Annotated in this window: 13 protein-coding genes and 1 pseudogene; 4 read left to right on the top strand and 10 right to left on the bottom strand. The window is 70.1% G+C overall.

Annotated elements, in window-relative coordinates:
* Positions 1-25: 25 nt before the first annotated feature.
* Complete coding sequence (locus W7U_RS26600; protein ID WP_026071594.1) at positions 26-376, bottom strand: hypothetical protein; 351 nt, start codon at positions 374-376, stop codon at positions 26-28.
* Positions 377-548: 172 nt separating this feature from the next.
* Here W7U_RS26600 and W7U_RS07190 point away from each other — a divergent pair, with 172 nt between their 5' ends.
* Complete coding sequence (locus tag W7U_RS07190) at positions 549-884, top strand: RNA polymerase-binding protein RbpA (protein WP_007770897.1); 336 nt, start codon at positions 549-551, stop codon at positions 882-884.
* A 9-nt stretch (positions 885-893) separates the two neighbouring features.
* Here W7U_RS07190 and lnt read toward each other — a convergent pair.
* From lnt to W7U_RS07170, 3 genes and pseudogenes are all read right to left on the bottom strand, one after another.
* A pseudogene (gene lnt, locus W7U_RS07180) lies at positions 894-3,534 on the bottom strand (apolipoprotein N-acyltransferase).
* Between the two features lie 211 nt (positions 3,535-3,745).
* The gene (locus W7U_RS07175) at positions 3,746-5,278 is read right to left on the bottom strand and encodes an amidohydrolase (protein ID WP_085976846.1); all 1,533 of its coding nucleotides are present in this window, start codon (positions 5,276-5,278) and stop codon (positions 3,746-3,748) included.
* Between the two features lie 297 nt (positions 5,279-5,575).
* A complete protein-coding gene (locus W7U_RS07170) occupies positions 5,576-6,097 on the bottom strand; it encodes an FxsA family protein (protein ID WP_008256375.1) in 522 nt (173 codons plus the stop codon).
* 73 nt (positions 6,098-6,170) lie between these two features.
* Between W7U_RS07170 and W7U_RS07165 the strand changes: the two genes are divergently transcribed.
* The gene (locus W7U_RS07165; RefSeq protein WP_008256373.1) at positions 6,171-6,878 is read left to right on the top strand and encodes a dienelactone hydrolase family protein; all 708 of its coding nucleotides are present in this window, start codon (positions 6,171-6,173) and stop codon (positions 6,876-6,878) included.
* A 3-nt stretch (positions 6,879-6,881) separates the two neighbouring features.
* Here the strand turns inward: W7U_RS07165 and W7U_RS07160 are convergent, their stop codons facing one another.
* The gene (locus W7U_RS07160) at positions 6,882-7,262 is read right to left on the bottom strand and encodes a PPOX class F420-dependent oxidoreductase (protein ID WP_008256371.1); all 381 of its coding nucleotides are present in this window, start codon (positions 7,260-7,262) and stop codon (positions 6,882-6,884) included.
* A gap of 234 nt (positions 7,263-7,496) precedes the next feature.
* Positions 7,497-11,072 carry a cobaltochelatase subunit CobN gene (gene cobN, locus W7U_RS07155; RefSeq protein ID WP_008256369.1) on the bottom strand — a complete coding sequence of 1,192 codons (3,576 nt, stop codon included), beginning with the start codon at positions 11,070-11,072 and terminating at the stop codon, positions 7,497-7,499.
* Positions 11,073-11,128: 56 nt separating this feature from the next.
* On the opposite strand from cobN, the gene W7U_RS07150 reads away from it, so the two are divergent.
* Complete coding sequence (locus W7U_RS07150; protein ID WP_020822433.1) at positions 11,129-11,329, top strand: hypothetical protein; 201 nt, start codon at positions 11,129-11,131, stop codon at positions 11,327-11,329.
* A gap of 4 nt (positions 11,330-11,333) precedes the next feature.
* Here the strand turns inward: W7U_RS07150 and W7U_RS07145 are convergent, their stop codons facing one another.
* The 4 genes from W7U_RS07145 to W7U_RS07130 all read right to left on the bottom strand — a co-directional run bounded on the left by W7U_RS07145 (position 11,334) and on the right by W7U_RS07130 (position 15,359).
* Positions 11,334-12,884, bottom strand: a complete 1,551-nt coding sequence (locus tag W7U_RS07145; protein WP_008256367.1) for a molybdopterin-dependent oxidoreductase — start codon at positions 12,882-12,884, stop codon at positions 11,334-11,336.
* Positions 12,885-12,986: 102 nt separating this feature from the next.
* Complete coding sequence (locus W7U_RS07140) at positions 12,987-13,661, bottom strand: alpha/beta hydrolase (protein WP_036429219.1); 675 nt, start codon at positions 13,659-13,661, stop codon at positions 12,987-12,989.
* Between the two features lie 103 nt (positions 13,662-13,764).
* Entirely contained in the window at positions 13,765-14,520 is a 756-nt protein-coding gene (locus W7U_RS07135; protein WP_008256363.1) for an ABC transporter ATP-binding protein, read from the bottom strand.
* Positions 14,521-14,531: 11 nt separating this feature from the next.
* A complete protein-coding gene (locus W7U_RS07130; RefSeq protein WP_008256361.1) occupies positions 14,532-15,359 on the bottom strand; it encodes an ABC transporter permease in 828 nt (275 codons plus the stop codon).
* A gap of 102 nt (positions 15,360-15,461) precedes the next feature.
* Here W7U_RS07130 and cobG point away from each other — a divergent pair, with 102 nt between their 5' ends.
* The gene (gene cobG / locus W7U_RS07125; protein ID WP_008256359.1) at positions 15,462-16,562 is read left to right on the top strand and encodes a precorrin-3B synthase; all 1,101 of its coding nucleotides are present in this window, start codon (positions 15,462-15,464) and stop codon (positions 16,560-16,562) included.
* Positions 16,563-16,573: the final 11 nt, after the last annotated feature.

Genomic DNA, 16,573 nt, shown 5'->3' with positions numbered 1-16,573 from the left:
CCATAGTCGGTGGTCAGGCGCAGTGTCAGACACCCGCTCGGCGCCAGCCGTCGGCGGCGCGGGCCGCGTGGATCAGCGCGTCGCATAACTGGCGCAGTTCGGTGGCCTCGGCGCCTTCCTCGAGGGCGGTGGCGACATCCTCTGCGGCGCACCGCACCTGGTAGACGCGGTCGGAGAGGTCGGCCGCGTCGTCGGCCGACAGCACCACCGCGTCGTCGGGCACCGCCGCAGCGCCGTGCCGGTTCAACGAGGCACGTTGCTCGTAGGCCCGCTGCCGGCACGACTGCCGGCAGTACTGGCGGCGGCGGCCCATCCCCACGTCGGCGACGTCTCGACCGCACCAGCGGCAGGGCTGCGGGTGGGTACGGCGACTCACGCCTGCCGACTTTAGTCGGGGATCTCCTGCGATCCCGGTATCATTGAAGGTCGCGTCGCGTACGCCGGCTGTACGCCGGGAACTGCGCAGATCGCCACAGCGTTGCTAATCGAGAGAGAATTGCACCACAGGGGGCCGCAGGGCTCCGAAACGACTTAAAGGAGTAGCACCCATGGCTGATCGCGTACTGAGAGGCAGTCGCCTCGGAGCCGTGAGCTACGAGACCGACCGCAACCATGACCTGGCGCCGCGCCAGCTCGCGAAGTACCGCACCGAGAACGGCGAGGAGTTCGAGGTCCCCTTCGCCGACGACGCCGAAATCCCCGGCACCTGGCTGTGCCGCAACGGGCTGGAAGGCACCCTGATCGAGGGCGACCTGCCCGAGCCCAAGAAGGTGAAGCCGCCGCGCACGCACTGGGACATGCTGCTGGAGCGCCGCTCGGTCGAAGAACTCGAAGAGCTGCTCAAGGAGCGCCTCGAGATCATCAAGACCCGTCGACGGGGCTGACCGCGCGGTTTAGCTGCGGTTGTCCGCCCTGGTGGCCCGCGCGCCCGACCGGCGGCCCTGAATGCCCCATCGGGTCACTTTGACCAGGGCTTCGCGGATGTTGGATCCGCTCATCTTGGACACGCCGAGCTCGCGTTCGGTGAACGTGATGGGCGCCTCGACGATGGTGAACCCGTTGCAGATGGTCCGCCACGTCAGGTCGATCTGGAAGCAGTAGCCCTTGGAGTCGACGCCGTCGAGGTCGATCGCCTCGAGGACCTCGCGCCGGTAGGCGCGGTAGCCGGCGGTGATGTCGTGCACCCCGATGCCCAGCGCCAGCCGCGCGTAGGTGTTGGCGGTCCAGGACAGCGCCCACCGCCGCCAGGGCCAGTTGCGCACCGTCCCGCCGTCGACGTAGCGCGAGCCGATGGCCAGATCGGCGCCGCCGTCGACCGCGTCCAGCAGGCGGTGCAGCTGTTCGGGGGCGTGGCTGCCGTCGGCATCCATTTCGACGAGCACCGAGTAGTCACGGCTCAGTCCCCAGGCGAAGCCCGCCAGGTACGCCGCGCCCAGGCCGTCCTTGGCGGTGCGGTGCATGACGTGCGTGCGACCGGCGTCGGCCGCGGCCAGTTCCTCGGCCAGCTGGCCGGTGCCGTCGGGGCTGCTGTCGTCCACGATGAGCAGGTGCACGTGCGGGCACGCGTCCTTGAGCCGCCGGTGGATCACCGGCAGGTTCTCCAGCTCGTTGTAGGTCGGGATGATCACCAAGACGCGCTGGCTGGGACGATTGCCCGGGGCGTGGGGCGCCGGCTGGCCGGTGGTCATGTAGCTCCTCTGTGTCGCCCGAATTGAAAGCAAGTCGGCCGTCCCCGGGTGGGACGGAGTGTCGTCACCCGCCGTTGTCTGCCGGCGTGCGATCCCCGCCCTCGTCGGGCGCGGTGTCTGAGTCGTGCTCGTCGGGCGGGGATGTGCCCGGGGTCGCACCGGCCGTTTTGGAAGGACGTGCCGATCGACCCGAGGACCTGGTCCTGAGACGACTCGGACGCGGGAACCATCCATTGTGCCGTATCCCTGCCAAAATGACCGCCCCGGCCGCTGCCGCCATGATCCACTGCAACAGCGGCGCCCAGCGGGTTGCCGGCGTCAACTTGGTCTTGAGGCGCACCGGCATGTCCAGGTAGGCGGGCTGGAAGAAGTCGGTACGCGCCAACTCGCCGCCGTCGGGGGCGATCACGGCGCTGATCCCCGTCGTGCCCGCGACCACCACGTATCGGTCGTGTTCGACGGCCCTGACCTTGGCGAACGCCAGCTGCTGTTCGCTCATCGTCTTGTTGAAGGTGGCGTTGTTGGCCGGCACCGTCAGCAGCTGGGCGCCGCCCAGGACCGCGTGCCGCGGGACGCGGTCGAAGATCACTTCCCAGCACGTCGCGACCCCGACGGGGACCCCCGCCATGTGCACGACGTCACTGCCCGGCCGGGGCACCATGCTCCCGGCGCGGCCGGCGTACCCGGACAGATGCTTGAACAGCCAGGGCATCGGCAGGTACTCGCCGAACGGCTGGACGATTTCCTTGTCGTGGCGTTCGGCCGGGCCGGTGGCCGGGTTCCACACGATCATCGTGTTCGTGTAGTGCGGATCCTCCGGGGGGCGTCCGGGGACTTCGAGCACGCTGCCGATCAGGATCGGGGCGCCGATCGCGGCCGCGGCCTGCGATATCTCCAGCGCGGCGTCCGGGTTCACCAGCGGGTCGATGTCGGATGAGTCCTCCGGCCAGATCACGAATTGCGGTTGCGGCGCGGCCCCGGCGCGCACGTCGTCGGCCAGCGCCAGCGTCTCGCGGACATGGTTGTCCAGCACCGCCCGTCGCTGCTCGTTGAACTCGAAACCCAGCCGCGGCACATTGCCTTGCACCGCGGCGACGGTCACGGACGGCTCGCCTCCCGAGCCGGTGCCGGCGTGCCGCACCTGCGGCCAGACCATGGCCGACGCGAACAGCACCAGGCAGATGCAGACGCCGGGCAGCACCACCGCGGGCGGCGGCGGCTCGGTTTCCGCTCCCTCGGCCGCGCCGCGCACCGGGTGGCCCGCGCGCCACCACTTCACGATCTCCCGCGCGATGGCGGTCGCGCTGAAACCCACCAGCATGATGGCCATGGACAGCAGCGCGACGCCGCCGAGCTGAACCAGCGGCAGGAACGGTCCGTGCGTCTGGCCGAACGCCACGGAGCCCCAGGGGAAGCCGCCGAACGGGAAGACCGACTTCAGCCATTCCTGTGCGGCCCACAGCAGCGCGAACCAGATGGGCCAGGCGGGCAGCCGGCGCACGACGACGGCGCACAGACCGAAGGCGGCGGGAAACAGCGCCGACACGGCCGACAGGGCGACCCACGGCACGGAACCGACCAGGAGCCCGACCCACGGCAACAGCGGCAGGTAGAAGGCCAGGCCGAACAGGAACGCGTAGCCCAGCCCGCCCGCCGGCGTCGTCGCGGGATCGGTCAGCACCCACGCCAGCAGCGCCGCGGCAATCACGGCAGCCCACCACCAGTTCAGAGTCGGGAAGCTGGCGCACAGAAGCAGGCCGCCCACCACGGCGCAGATCAGCCGGGTCAGCCGGGGCAGCAGTGCGGCCTGGGCGGCGGGCAGCCTCGCGATCACCGCGGTCACCAGCCCGGTCGCCGCCCGGCGGGCCACGGTCCCCAGTCGGTCGGTCAGCCGCGCGCGCTCGCGGGGCCGTTTCGGGTGCGCGTCGGCGGGCTCGTCGTCGCGCTCGGATTCGGCGTCGTCGCTGATCGGGTCGGGCCGTTCCTCCACCGGGTCGGCGGCGGCGGTTTGGTCCGGTTCGTCTTGGTCCGGGGGCTCCTCACCGCCCGACCAGTGCCTAGCCATGGATGACAGCGCCCCGATGCACGGTTCGCCGGCACCGCGGCAGGGCGTCGTCCGGGCCCAGGCGCGGCAACGCGGGCACGCGGGACCGCGGGTCGGTCGACCACCGCTGCACGGTGTCGCGCGGGGCGTGCACCTCCAGCGCCCCGGCATCCCAGATGGCGTACGACGCCGGCGCACCCGGCGTCAGGGTGCCCGCCTTGCCGTCGCGGTCACCGGCCCCGCGCCAGCCACCGCGGGTGGCCGCAGCAAACGCGGCCCGCGCCGAGACGGCGCTGCCCGCGGTGCGATGGTTGACGGCCGCGCGCACGCTCATCCACGGGTCGAAAGCCGTCACCGGGGCGTCGGAACCTAGCGCGAGGGGCACGCCTTGGGATGCTAACAGCGCAAACGGGTTGAGCCGACTGCCCCGCTCGGCGCCGAGCCGGCGCGCGTACATGCCGTCGGCGCCGCCCCAAAGGGCGTCGAAATTGGGCTGCACGCTGGCGACGACGCCCCAGTGACCCAGTTTGGTGGCCTGCTCGGCGTCGATCATCTCGACGTGCTCGAGGCGGTGCCCGCAACGCGCGACGGCGACCGGCCCGAGGTCCGCGGCGACCCGCTCGAAGGCGTCCACGACGGTGGCGACGGCGGCGTCCCCGATGACGTGGAACCCGGCGGTGATCTCGGCCTCGGTGCACGCCCGCACGTGGGCCTCCACGGCGTCGGCGTCCAGATAGCAGGTGCCCGCGCGGTCCGGCGCGTCGGCGTAGGGCTCGTGCAACCAGGCGGTGCGCGACCCGATCGCGCCGTCGACGAACAGGTCACCGGCCAGGCCGCGCGCCCCGGTCGCGGCCATCAGCTCGCGGGCCTGCGCCGGGGTGCGCACCGCCTCGCCCCAGTAGCCGATCACCTCGACACCGTGCTCGAGAGACCGCAGCTGCAACCAGTCGTCGATCCCGCCGATCTGGGGACCGGCGCACTCGTGCACCGCGACGATGCCAGCCGCCGCGGCGGCCTCGAGCGCCGCGGCGCGGGCATCGGCGAGCTGCTCGGGGGTCAGCAGGGCGCGGGCGGCGGCGCGCACCAGATGGTGCGCGTCGCCGGCAAGGGGCCGCTGCTCACTGAAGCCGGGCGCCGAAGGAAGTTCCGCGACGAGGCGTCGCAGGCCCGTCGAGGCCGCCGCGGAGTGCACGTCCACGCGTGCCAGGTAGGCGGGTCGGTCGCCGAGAACGGCGTCGAGGTCGCTGGTGCCGGGCGGGGTGTTGTCCGGCCACGAGGTTTCATCCCACCCGTGCCCCCATACCGGTTGGCCGGGGTGGGCGGCGGCGTAGTCGGCGACCATCTGAATGCATTGCGCGCGCGAGCCGGCCCGGCGCAGGTCCAGCCCGCTCAGTGTCAGGCCGGTCGCAGTCAGGTGAATGTGGCTGTCGACGAATCCCGGCGCCACGAAACCGCCGTCGACGTCTTCGACGTCGGCATCGGGAAACATGCTGCGCCCCACCTCGTCGCTGCCCAGCCAGGCGATGACGCCGCCGCGGACCGCCATCGCGGTCGCGTCGGGGTGCGAGGGGCTGTGCACCCGGCCGTTGACGAGCAGAGTCACCGGGCTATTGAGACCATCGGTCACGTGCCCTGACGATGCAGGCCGCGAAACGGCCTGAGGAGGAAGGGGACCATCGGTCACGTGCCGTGACGATGCAGGCCGCGAAACGGCCTGAGGAGGAAGGGGACCATCGGTCACGTGCCGTGACGATGCAGGCCGCGAAACGGCCTGAGGAGGAAGGGGACCATCAGCCACAGCCCAAAGCTACGTGCAAAGGCAACTGTGGTCGGCCCCGCCGGCTCAGCGCCCGTCGAAGCGCTGGGTTCGCACCGGTTCGACGTCCTTGACGTCGATGACCTCGCCGTCGATGTAGTCGCCCTGGCCGCGGACGTCATCCGGGTAAGGACCGGCCGGATAGGGATCGGCGCGGAAGGTGGTGGCGTAACTGATTCCGGGCACCCGGCGCCGCAGCGTGCGCACCGCCATGGCGCCCAGCCCGGGGCCGGCGGCCGACCGCACCGGCGGAATGAGCAGCAACAGGCCCAGCGCCGTGCTGACTAGCCCGGGCATGAGGACGAGCAGCGCGGCCAAACTGACCACCGCGCCGTCGCCGGCCGCGTCGCGTGAGCCGGCCGGCCCGGAGCGCAGTCTCCCGATTCGACGGATGAGGTGGGACCCTGCCATCGGAGCGACGATGCCCCACCCGAGCAGGAACGTCGCCAACAGCATCAGCAGGGTCCAACCCCATCCGATCGTCGACACCAGCGCGAAGATCACCGCCAGTTCGACGACGGCATAGACGAGCAACAGCCGCGACACCATGTCAGGCCAACGTCCGCGGACCGCGTTGGAGTTCCCGTGGTGCTCGTCCTCGCGATTGCAGTTAGATGACGCTATGACGACGATTCAGATCGATACCCCCGACGGACCGATCGATGCGTTATTGAGCACGCCGTCGGGACAGGGCCCGTGGCCGGGCGTGGTGGTGATCCACGATGCGTTCGGTTACGGCCGGGACAAGCAGTCGGCCAACGACCGCATCGCCCGGGCGGGATATCTGGCTCTCACCCCGAACATGTATGCCCGCGGTGGCCGGATCCGTTGCATCTCGCGGGTCATGAAGGAATTGCAGACGCAGCGCGGCCGGGCCCTCACCGACATCCTGGCCGCGCGCGATCACCTGAAAGCCATGCCGGAATGTTCCGGTCAGGTGGGCATCGCCGGTTTCTGCATGGGCGGCCAGTTCGCACTTGTCATGTCGCCCAAGGGTTTTGGTGCCGCCGCGCCCTTCTACAGCACTCCCCTGCCCCGCAACCTCGACAAGACGCTCGATGGGGCGTGCCCGATCGTGGCCAGCTTGGGCGGTCGTGACCCATTGGGACGGGGCGCGCCCGAGAAGCTGCGCAAGACGATCGCCGACAAGAACATCACCGCCGATGTGAAGGTCTACCCCGGCGCCGGGCACAGCTTCGCCAACGAACTTCCCGCCCAGGGTCTGCTTCGTATCACCGGCTTCGGCTACAACGAGGACGCCACCGAGGACGCCTGGCGCCGCGTGTTCGCGTTCTTCGGCGAACACCTGGCGGCCGGCGCGACGGCCTAGCGTTCACGCCACTTTCAGCTCGAGCCCCACATTGTTTTCCATGCCGCCGCGCAACTTGCTGAAGAAGTTGAACACCTTGCCCACGATGCCGTAGCGCTTGCCGATCGCGTCGTAGACCGCGGCGGTGTGCGACTTGTCGAGGATGACGGCGGTCCCCTCGACGGCCTCACTGGTGGGGCGGCCGTTCATCGTGCAGGTGGCCAGCGTGACACGCGGGGTGTTGCGGATGCGCTTGACCTTCCACGACTGTTCCTGGGTGATGACCAGGAGCCGGCCTTGATCGGCGGCGGCCCAGATCGGCGTCGGCTTGGGCCTGCCGTCCTTGGTGAACGTGGTCAACAGGATGTATTGCGCCTTGGCGAGATCGGCGAACGTCGGTGTCACGGTGCCAACCTACCGCTCGTGGCAATTCGACGTTGACATCCTTGCCGCCGACGACAACTTTCACCAGCACTGCGACCTCGGCCGTGCCGGCCTCCCCGAAGGGGTCGCCGCCATCACCGCCTACCGGATGGCGGATCGGATTGCATCTGACGGCTCCGCCGGCTCGTGCCCAGCGTGCCGCCAGCCGCACATTGAGTGCCGGGTGTGCGGCACGCCGCATACTCGCGGGAGGGGTCAGCCCTCCAGGTCGCCCTCGGTTTCCAACAGCGCCCGGCGCAGCCCGTCGAGGGTCTCCGGTTGCGGCTGCGCCCACATGCCGCGCCCGGCCGCCTCCAGCAGCCGTTCGGCCATGCCGTGCAGCGCCCAGGGATTCGACTCGGCCATGAACTTCCGGTTCTCCGGGTCCAAAACGTAACGCTCCGTGAGCTGTTCGTACATCCAGTCGGCCATCACCTGAGCCGTCGCGTCGTAGCCGAACAGGTAGTCCACGGTCGCCGCCATCTCGAACGCGCCCTTGTAACCATGCCGGCGCATCGCCGCCATCCAGCGCGGATTGATCACCCGGGCCCGGAACACGCGCGTGGTCTCCTCCGACAGGGTGCGGGTGCGGATCGCATCGGGGCGGGTGTTGTCGCCGATGTAGGCCGCGGGCGCTTGGCCGGTCAGCGCCCGCACGGTCGCCACCATGCCGCCGTGGTACTGGAAGTAATCGTCGGAGTCGGCGATGTCATGTTCCCGGGTGTCGGTGTTCTTGGCGGCCACCGCGATACGCCGATACTGCCGGTTCATGTCGTCGACTGCCTCGCGGCCGTCCAGGTCGCGTCCGTAGGCGAACCCGCCCCACGCGGTGTAGACCGCGGCGAGGTCGGCGTCATCACGCCAGTTGCGGCTGTCGATGAGCTGCAGCAGTCCGGCGCCGTAGGTGCCCGGCTTCGATCCGAAAATCCTTGTGGTCGAGCGGCGTTGATCGCCGTGCTGAGCCAGATCGGCCTCAGCGTGGGCCCGCACGAAGTTGTCGTCGGCCGGTTCGTCGAGCCCGGCGACGAGCCGCACCGCGTCGTCGAGCATCGTCACCACGTGCGGGAAGGCGTCCCGGAAGAAGCCGGAGATCCGGACCGTCACGTCGATGCGGGGGCGCCCGAGCTCGCTCAGGGGAATCGGGGCGAGGTCGACGACACGGCGCGACGCGTCATCCCACACAGGCCGAACGCCCAGCAGCGCGAGCACTTCGGCGATGTCGTCGCCGGCGGTGCGCATCGCCGAGGTCCCCCAGACCGACAGTCCCACCGATCGCGGCCACCGACCGTGGTCGTCGCGGTAGCGGGCGAGCAGCGAATCCGCCAGCGCCACACCGGCTTCCCAGGCCAGCCGGGAGGGCACGGCCTTGGGGTCGACGGAGTAAAAGTTGCGCCCGGTGGGCAGCACGTTGACCAGGCCGCGCAGCGGGGAGCCCGAGGGGCCGGCCGGGATGAATCGTCCGTCCAGGGCGCGCAGCACCTGCTCGATTTCGGCGGAGCTGCCGGCCAGCCGGGGCACCACTTCGGTGGCGGCGAACCGGAGCACTCGCGCCACGTCCGGGTTGTCGCTGAGCCGTTCGGCCGCATCGGGATCCCAGCCGGAGGCCTGCAGCGCCGCGACCAACTCCCGCGCCACCGTCTCGGTCGCGTCCACGCTGGTTCGTTCGTCGGTGCCGTCCTCGGCCAGACCCAACGCCTGGCGCAGGCCGGGAATGGCGTGCTCGCCGCCGAAGAGCTGGCGGGCACGCAGGATCGCCAGCACGAGGTCCAGTTCGGGCTCCCCCGTGGGCTTTTGGCCCAGGATGTGCAGGCCGTCGCGGATCTGGACATCCTTGATCTCGCACAGCCAGCCGTCGACGTGCAACAGCATGTCGTCGAACGAGTCCTCGGCGGGACGTTCGGTGAGCCCGAGATCGTGGTCCATCTTCGCGGCCCGGATGAGGGTCCAGATCTGCTGGCGGATCGCGGGCAGCTTGCCGGGATCCAGCGCGGCGACGTTGGCGTGCTCGTCAAGCAGCTGTTCCAAACGGGCGATGTCGCCGTAGGTTTCGGCGCGCGCCATCGGCGGGATGAGGTGGTCGACGAGCACCGCGTGCGCGCGCCGCTTGGCCTGGGTGCCCTCGCCGGGGTCATTGACCAGGAAGGGGTAGATCAGCGGCAGGTTGCCCAGCGCGGCATCGGGCGCGCAGCCCGCCGACATGCCCAGGGTTTTTCCCGGCAGCCATTCCAGGTTGCCGTGTTTGCCTAGATGCACCACGGCGTGCGCCCCGAACCCGGTGTCCAGCCAGCGGTAGGCGGCCAGGTAGTGGTGGCTGGGCGGCAGGTCGGGATCGTGGTAGATGGCCACCGGGTTCTCGCCGAAGCCGCGGGGCGGCTGCACCATCAGCACCACGTTGTCCGATTGGATTGCCGCGATCACGATTTCACCGTCGGGGTCGTTACTGCGGTCGACGAACAGCTCCCCCGGTGGCGGTCCCCAATGCTGGACGACGGCGTCGGTGAATTCGGCGGGCAGGGTCGCGAACCAGGCGCGGTAGTCCTTGGCGGACACGCGGATCGGGTTGCCGGCCAATTGGCCTTCGGTGAGCCAGTCGGGGTCTTGGCCGCCGCGTTCGATCAGCGCGTGAATCAAGGCGTCGCCGTCGTTCGCCTCGACGCCGGGCAGGTCACCGACGTGGTACCCGCGATCGCGCAGCGCCCGCAGCAGCGCGACGGCGCTCGCGGGCGTGTCCAGCCCCACCGCGTTGCCGATACGGGCGTGCTTGGTGGGATAGGCCGAAAACACCAGGGCGACCCGTTTGTCGGGCGGCGCGACGTGGCGCAGCCGCGCGTGCCGCACCGCCAGCCCGGCGACCCGGGCGCAGCGTTCCGCGTCCGCGACATAGGAGATCAGGCCGTCCTCGTCGATCTCTTTGAAGGAGAACGGGACCGTGATGATGCGGCCGTCGAACTCGGGCACGGCCACCTGACTGGCCACGTCGAGCGGGCTCAGGCCGTCGTCGTTTTCGCACCACTGGGCGCGCGGGCTGGTCAGGCACAGCCCCTGCAGGATCGGAATATCCAGCGCGGCAAGGTGTTCAACGTTCCAGCTGTCGTCATCGCGGCCCGCGGACGCGGTGGCCGGTTTGAGTCCCCCGGCGGCCAGGACGGTCACGACCATCGCGTCGGCGGCGCTGAGCCGTTGCAGCAGTTCGGGTTGGGCGGTGCGCAGCGATGCGCAGTAGACGGGCAGCGGCTGTGCACCGGCGTCCTCGATGGCCCCACACAGCGATTCGACGTAACCGGTGTTGCCGGCCAGATGCTGAGCGCGGTAGTACAGCACGGCGATCGTCGGCCCATCGACATCCTTGGCATTCGGCCGCGCCAGCTCGCCCCACGTCGGCGTCACGACCGGCGGGGTGAACCCGAACCCGGTCATCAGCACGGTGTCGGAGAGGAAGGCGTGCAGCTGCCGCAGGTTGTCCACGCCGCCGTGGGCCAGGTAGATGTGCGCCTGGACCGCGATGCCGGCCGCCAGCGTGGACAAGCCGGTCAGCTCGGCGTCGGCGGCCTGCTCGCCGCTGACCAGCACCGTGGGCACGCCGCTGGCGATCACCGTGTCGATCCCGCCCTGCCAGGCCCGGTAGCCGCCCAGGATCCGGACCACCACGATGGCGACGCCGGCCAGCAGGTCGGGCAGTTCGTCCTCTGAGAGCCGCGAGGGGTTGGCCCACCGGTAGTTTTTCCCGCTGGAACGGGCGCTGATCAGGTCCGTGTCGGATGTCGACAGCAGCAGGATGGTCGGTTCAGCCACCCGTCATTCGTACCGCAGCGGCTTCGGACCGCCGAATCGGCACGTAGGGTCCCTCTATGAGCAGAGGATTCGTCGTCACTTTCGCGGTTGGGCTGATCATCGCGTTGTTCGGGGTGATCTGGGCACTGCAAGGGTTCGGGGTGCTTGGCGGCAGCCCGATGAGCAACACCACCACCTGGTCCGTCATCGGGCCGATCACAGCGCTCGTCGGCATAGCGATCGCGGTGATCAGTTGGCGGAAGCTCTCGTCGAAATAGGCTGCTACGCCGGCACGACGGCGAAGTTCACCGTGTGCCAGCCGGTGGCGCCGTCGGGGACGGGATTGGCGCGCTCTTCGGTCTGGACGGCACCGGTGTTGTCGATGGCTCGCACGGTGATGGTTTCCCGCCCGGGGCTTTTCGCCTGCCACGGGAAGCGCCACAATCGCCATGTCTCATTGGAATAACTCGCGCCCAGTTCGGCCGGTTGCCAGCCGCCGTCGCCGATGCGGACTTCGACCGCCCGCACGCCACGATTTTGTGCCCACGCAACGCCGCCGAACACCACCGGCCCCACCGGCACCGTCTGGCCACCCCTGGGCACGTCGATCCGCGACTCCGTCTTGATGGGCGCTTGCGCCGCCCAGCCCTGCCGCGTCCAGTAGGCCTTGGCCCGATCGAACCGGGTCAGCTCCAAATCCACCACCCACTTGGTGGCCGAGACGTAGCCATAGAGTCCCGGCACCACCATGCGGGCCGGGTAGCCGTGCTCGGCCGGCAGCGGTTGACCGTTGAGGCCGACCGCCAGCAACGCGTCGCGGCCGTCCGTGACCGCCTGCACAGGGGTGCCGACGGTGAATCCCTCGATCGACGTTGAGAGCACCATGTCGGCATCGCGGTGTACACCGGCCGCGGCCAGCAGCTCCGCCAGCCGGTAGCCGGTCCAGATGCCCGTTGAAATGAGATCTCCACCAACGGGGTTGGATACACATGTCAACGTGGTCACCGTCTCGACGATGTCGAAGCGGGCGAGGTCGTCGAAGCTCAAGGTGATCTCGCGGTCCACCATCCCATGGATCCGCAGGCGCCAGTCGCCGCGGCTGAGCTGGGGAACGCTCAGCGCGGTGTCGACCCGGTAGAAGTCAGCACTTGAAGTGATAAAGCTCGGCAACGCAACGCCTTTCGGCTGCACTTCGGCCGGTATCGGACGCGCCGGGGATCGTGGCCGGGGTAGGGCGAACGTCTTACGGTCGGCTTCCACCGAATGCGCCAGCCGGGTACCGAACGCCCCCACTACCCCACTGACGACGCCCAGTCCGAGCAACCCGTACATGACCAGCCTGCGCCGGCTTGGATGTGCCACCTCCTGGTCGTCTGCGTCGTCGTCCGGCTCAGGCGAGAACCGCCGGGTGAGCACCCGCAGCACCCCTACGCCACACGCGGCACCGACGATGGTGGGGAGCGTATCGGGCGCCGTCCCGCCTGGTCGCGACAGCACGGCGATGCAGCCGAGGACGCCCGCCGCGGCGATCACCACGCTGCCGAACGGGCGGCGCCGCGTCTCGAGGGTCCCGGCGATCGCCGCGATCGTCGCGATCACCACGAGCACGACGACGGCCAGGAACGGTTTGTCCAGCGGGCCAAGCGTTTGGATGGCCCACTCTTTGACGGGCCCCGGTGTCAGGTCGACGACCGCAGAACCCACGGCGGCGCGGGGTTCGGCCCGCGCACCGAACGGGATGCTGGCCAGTTGGGTGACACCGAGCGCGACGGAGGCAGCGGCGACCCCGGCGATCATCCGGTCATTCGACGAAGCCGCGGCCACCGACGTCACTTTACTCGCGCTTCCTCCCCTCCCGGAAAACTCTTGCGGCACAGCGCTGGTGGCGTCGAGCGAGGTGGCGTCTGAGCCTCGCGGACGGGTGATTCGCGTCGGTCAGTGACCGATCAGGGCCGCAATCCGCGTGGCGACCTCCCCGGCGACGCGCAGCGCCTCCTCGCTCATGCCGGGCTCGTAGCGATCCGCCACCGGGTCGTAGTCGGCGCCGGCGATCGAACCATGGTCGGCGTCGAGCTCCACCAACTCGACCGGCCAGCCGGCGCGGCCCAGGGCGGTGGCGAACTCCCGGCTGGCACTCACCGGGACGGCGTCGTCGGCCAGCCCGTGCAGCAGCGTGAACGGCGTGCCGGCGCGGCCATCCGATAGCGCGTCGGCCGGCGCCTGACCGGAGAGCGGATCGGGCACCATGAACGCGCCGGCCAGACACACGGTGTGGACGAGGGTGGCGTCGAACCGCGCCGCGTTGAGCGTCAGACCCGCCGCGGCGCAACCGCCCATGGACCACCCGACGAGCACGATGCCGTTGCCGGGGCCCGCGAAGTCGCGGGTGAAATCGAGCGATCCCAACAGATCCGCCCGGCCGCCGTCGTCGGCATGGGAATTCCAGTCCGGCGCCACCACGGCCGCGCCGCGGTCGCTGAGCATACCGGCCAGGGGTCCGAACGCCGCGCGGGCATCGGTCTGCATGCCGTGCCACAGCAGGACGGTGGGACGTCGGGAGTCGCCGAAGACGTCGGCTAAGCGTCCGGGGGCGTATTCCACCGTGTCCACGGCCACGAGTGTGCCCCTGGGGCCGTGATCCCAAACGGCGAGCCGGGCGATGCCGTTGCGGTGGAGTTCGATTCGACGTCGCAAGGATCGGCCTGTTCTCGGTTCACGATTGCACACCTAGTCGATCCAGCAACTCGGCGCGATGCCGCTCGGTATGGGCGCCGGGATGACCGGGTGTGCGCCGCGGCTCGCCGATCGTCAGCGTGTGAATGATGCGCCCGTCCTCGAGCACCAGCACGCGGTCGGCCAACGCCACCGCCTCGTCGACGTCATGAGTGATCAGCAACACCCCGAACCCGTGCCGGCGCCACAGATCCAGCAACAAGGCGTGCATCGTCAACCGGGTCAACGCGTCCAGCGCCCCGAACGGCTCGTCGAGCAGCAGCAGCCGCGGCTCGGCGACCAACGCCCGCGCGAGCGAAACCCGTTGCGCCTGCCCGCCGGACAGGGTCAACGGCCAGGACCCGGCGCGGTCGGTTAGCCCGACGTCGGCCAGCGCACGCTCGGCGCGCTGTCGCACCTGCGGCCGCGGGAGGCGGCTGCGGGTGAGGCCGTAGCCGACGTTGGTGCGCACGTCGCGCCACGGAAAGAGCCGCGGCTCCTGGAAGGCCAGGGCCGGGGCGCCGGCCACCACGCGCTCGCCGCTGTGGTCACGCGAGAGCCCGGCCAGCACCCGCAGCACCGTCGACTTGCCGGACCCGCTGCGCCCGACCAGCGCGACGATCTCGCCGCCGCGCACCCGCACCGAAACGTCTTTGAGGACATGGCGATTCCCGTACCACTTGTCGACGTGGCGCAGCTCCCCCGCGACCTCGGTCCGCACCCGCGGGTGGGCGTCGGATTCTGCGATGACTGTCAACCGTGAACCTTTCAGTGTCGGTAGCGTAGGGCGCGGCGCTCGATGAGGCGGACGATCGCGTCGGTGACGATGCCCAGCAGCGCATAGATGGTCAGTCCGAAGATGATGATGTCGATCCGCAGAAAATCTCGGGCGTTGTTGATCAGGAAGCCAATTCCCTTGTCGGCGTTGATCTGCTCGGCGACGATCAAGGTCAGCCACGCGATCGCCAGCGACTGCCGAAAGCCGACGAGCACCTGCGGCGCCGCGCTGGGCACGAGGATGCGGGTGAACCGCTGCGCGAACGAAAAGCCCAGCACCTGAGCGGTTTCCACCATTTTGGGATCGACCTGGCGGATCGCCGAGAAGGTGTTCAGGTAGAGCGGGAAGACCACCCCCAGCGCCACCAGCAGGATCTTGGGCAGCTCGCCGATCCCGAACCACAGGATGAACAGGGGGATCAGGCCCAGGTGCGGCAGCGCGCGGATCATCTGCATGGGCGGGTCCACGGTGGCCTCGAGCCAACGGGACAGTCCGACCGCCGCGCCCGCGCCGACCCCGATCACCCCACCCAGGACCAGCCCCTCGACAACACGGACGGAGGAGACCTGCAGCGCGGCGGCGAGCTGGCCGTCACGGATCAACTCGACTCCGGCCTCGACGATCAGCGACGGCGCGGGCAGCACATCTTGCGGGATGACACCGACCGCGCTGCCCAGCTGCCACAGGGCCAGCAACGCCAGCGGGGAAGCGATACGCACGATCTCCCATTTGCGGCGCGCCCATAACCCGCCCGGCGCGCCGGTTTGGGCGCTCCCGGGCTGTTTCGGGGCAGCGTCGAGCGCGGTGGCAATGCTCACCGTGCCGACGGTAGGGCGCGACCGTTGCCGTGGGTAAGGGTTTACGTCTGCCTGAAGCCAATGTCGGCCGCCGTGTTCAGCCGGTGGCCGTACCGTGTACAGGTGGCCAGGACGCGTGACACCGACGCTTGCCCGGGTGCGCTGCAGGTGCACCAGGCCGCCGACGGCGCTTTGGCCCGGGTGCAGTTACCCGGGGGCATGCTCACGGCCGCGCAGCTGGCGGCGTTGAGCGCCGCCGCCACGCAGTCAGGGTCGGGAACGCTCGAACTCACCGCGCGGGGCAACGTGCAGTTGCGCGGGCTGACCGACGTCACCGCGGTGGCCGAGACGCTGGCGGCCGCAGGCCTGTTGCCGTCGACGACGCATGAGCGCGTCCGCAACATCGTCGCGTCGCCGCTGTCGGGGCGGGCCGGGGGCGACGTCGACGTGCGCGGCTGGGTCGGCGACCTGGACGCCGCGATCTGCGCGGCGCCACGCCTCGCGGACCTGGGCGGCCGGTTCTGGTTCAGCCTCGACGACGGGCGGGCCGACGTGTCCGGTCTGCGCGCCGACATCGGCGTGCACGCGTCGCCCGACGGTTGCGCGCTGCTGCTCGCCGGACGTGACACCGGCGTGCGGCTGGCCGCCGGCGAGGTGGTGGAGACGCTCGTCGCTCTCGCGACGCGCTTCGTCGAGATCCGCGAAACCGCCTGGCGCGTCCAGGAATTGGCTGACCTCCGTCGGCTACTACCCGACGCCGAGCCGGGTGGGACACCTTTTCCCGTCGTCACCAAGGCGCCGGTGGGCTGGATCGATCAGGATGACGGCCGGGTGACGCTGGGGGCCGCGGCGCCACTGGGTGTGCTGCCCGCGCGGGTCGCGGAGTACCTGGCCGCGATCGAGGCGCCGCTGGTGATCACCCCGTGGCGCTCGGTGCTGGTATGCGATCTGCAGGAATCCGTGGCCGACACCGCGCTGCGCGTGCTGGCCCCGTTGGGGCTGGTGTTCGACGAGAACTCCCCCTGGCTGACCGTGAGCGCCTGCACGGGCAGCCCCGGGTGTGCGCACTCGGCCGCCGACGTGCGGGCCGACGCCGCCGAGGCGTTGGACGCCGACGTCACGCTGCACCGGCACTTCGTGGGCTGCGAGCGCGCGTGCGGCAGCCCGCCGGCCGGTCAGGTGCTGGTCGCCACCGGCGACGGATACCGGATGCTGCGAACCTGACAAGCCTTAGG

Source organism: Mycobacterium sp. H4Y, assembly GCF_000364405.1.
GTDB lineage: Bacteria > Actinomycetota > Actinomycetes > Mycobacteriales > Mycobacteriaceae > Mycobacterium > Mycobacterium intracellulare.
This window is presented reverse-complemented; position numbering and strand designations above follow the sequence as displayed.

Bases quoted from the DNA above. Each gene is read 5' to 3' on its own strand.
- W7U_RS07190 (WP_007770897.1), top strand. From the start codon at position 549: ATGGCTGATCGCGTACTGAGAGGCAGTCGCCTCGGAGCCGTGAGCTAC.
- W7U_RS07175 (WP_085976846.1), bottom strand. From the start codon at position 5,278: ATGGCGGTCCGCGGCGGCGTCATCGCCTGGCTGGGCAGCGACGAGGTG.
- W7U_RS07170 (WP_008256375.1), bottom strand. From the start codon at position 6,097: ATGGTGTCGCGGCTGTTGCTCGTCTATGCCGTCGTCGAACTGGCGGTG.
- W7U_RS07165 (WP_008256373.1), top strand. From the start codon at position 6,171: ATGACGACGATTCAGATCGATACCCCCGACGGACCGATCGATGCGTTA.
- W7U_RS07150 (WP_020822433.1), top strand. From the start codon at position 11,129: ATGAGCAGAGGATTCGTCGTCACTTTCGCGGTTGGGCTGATCATCGCG.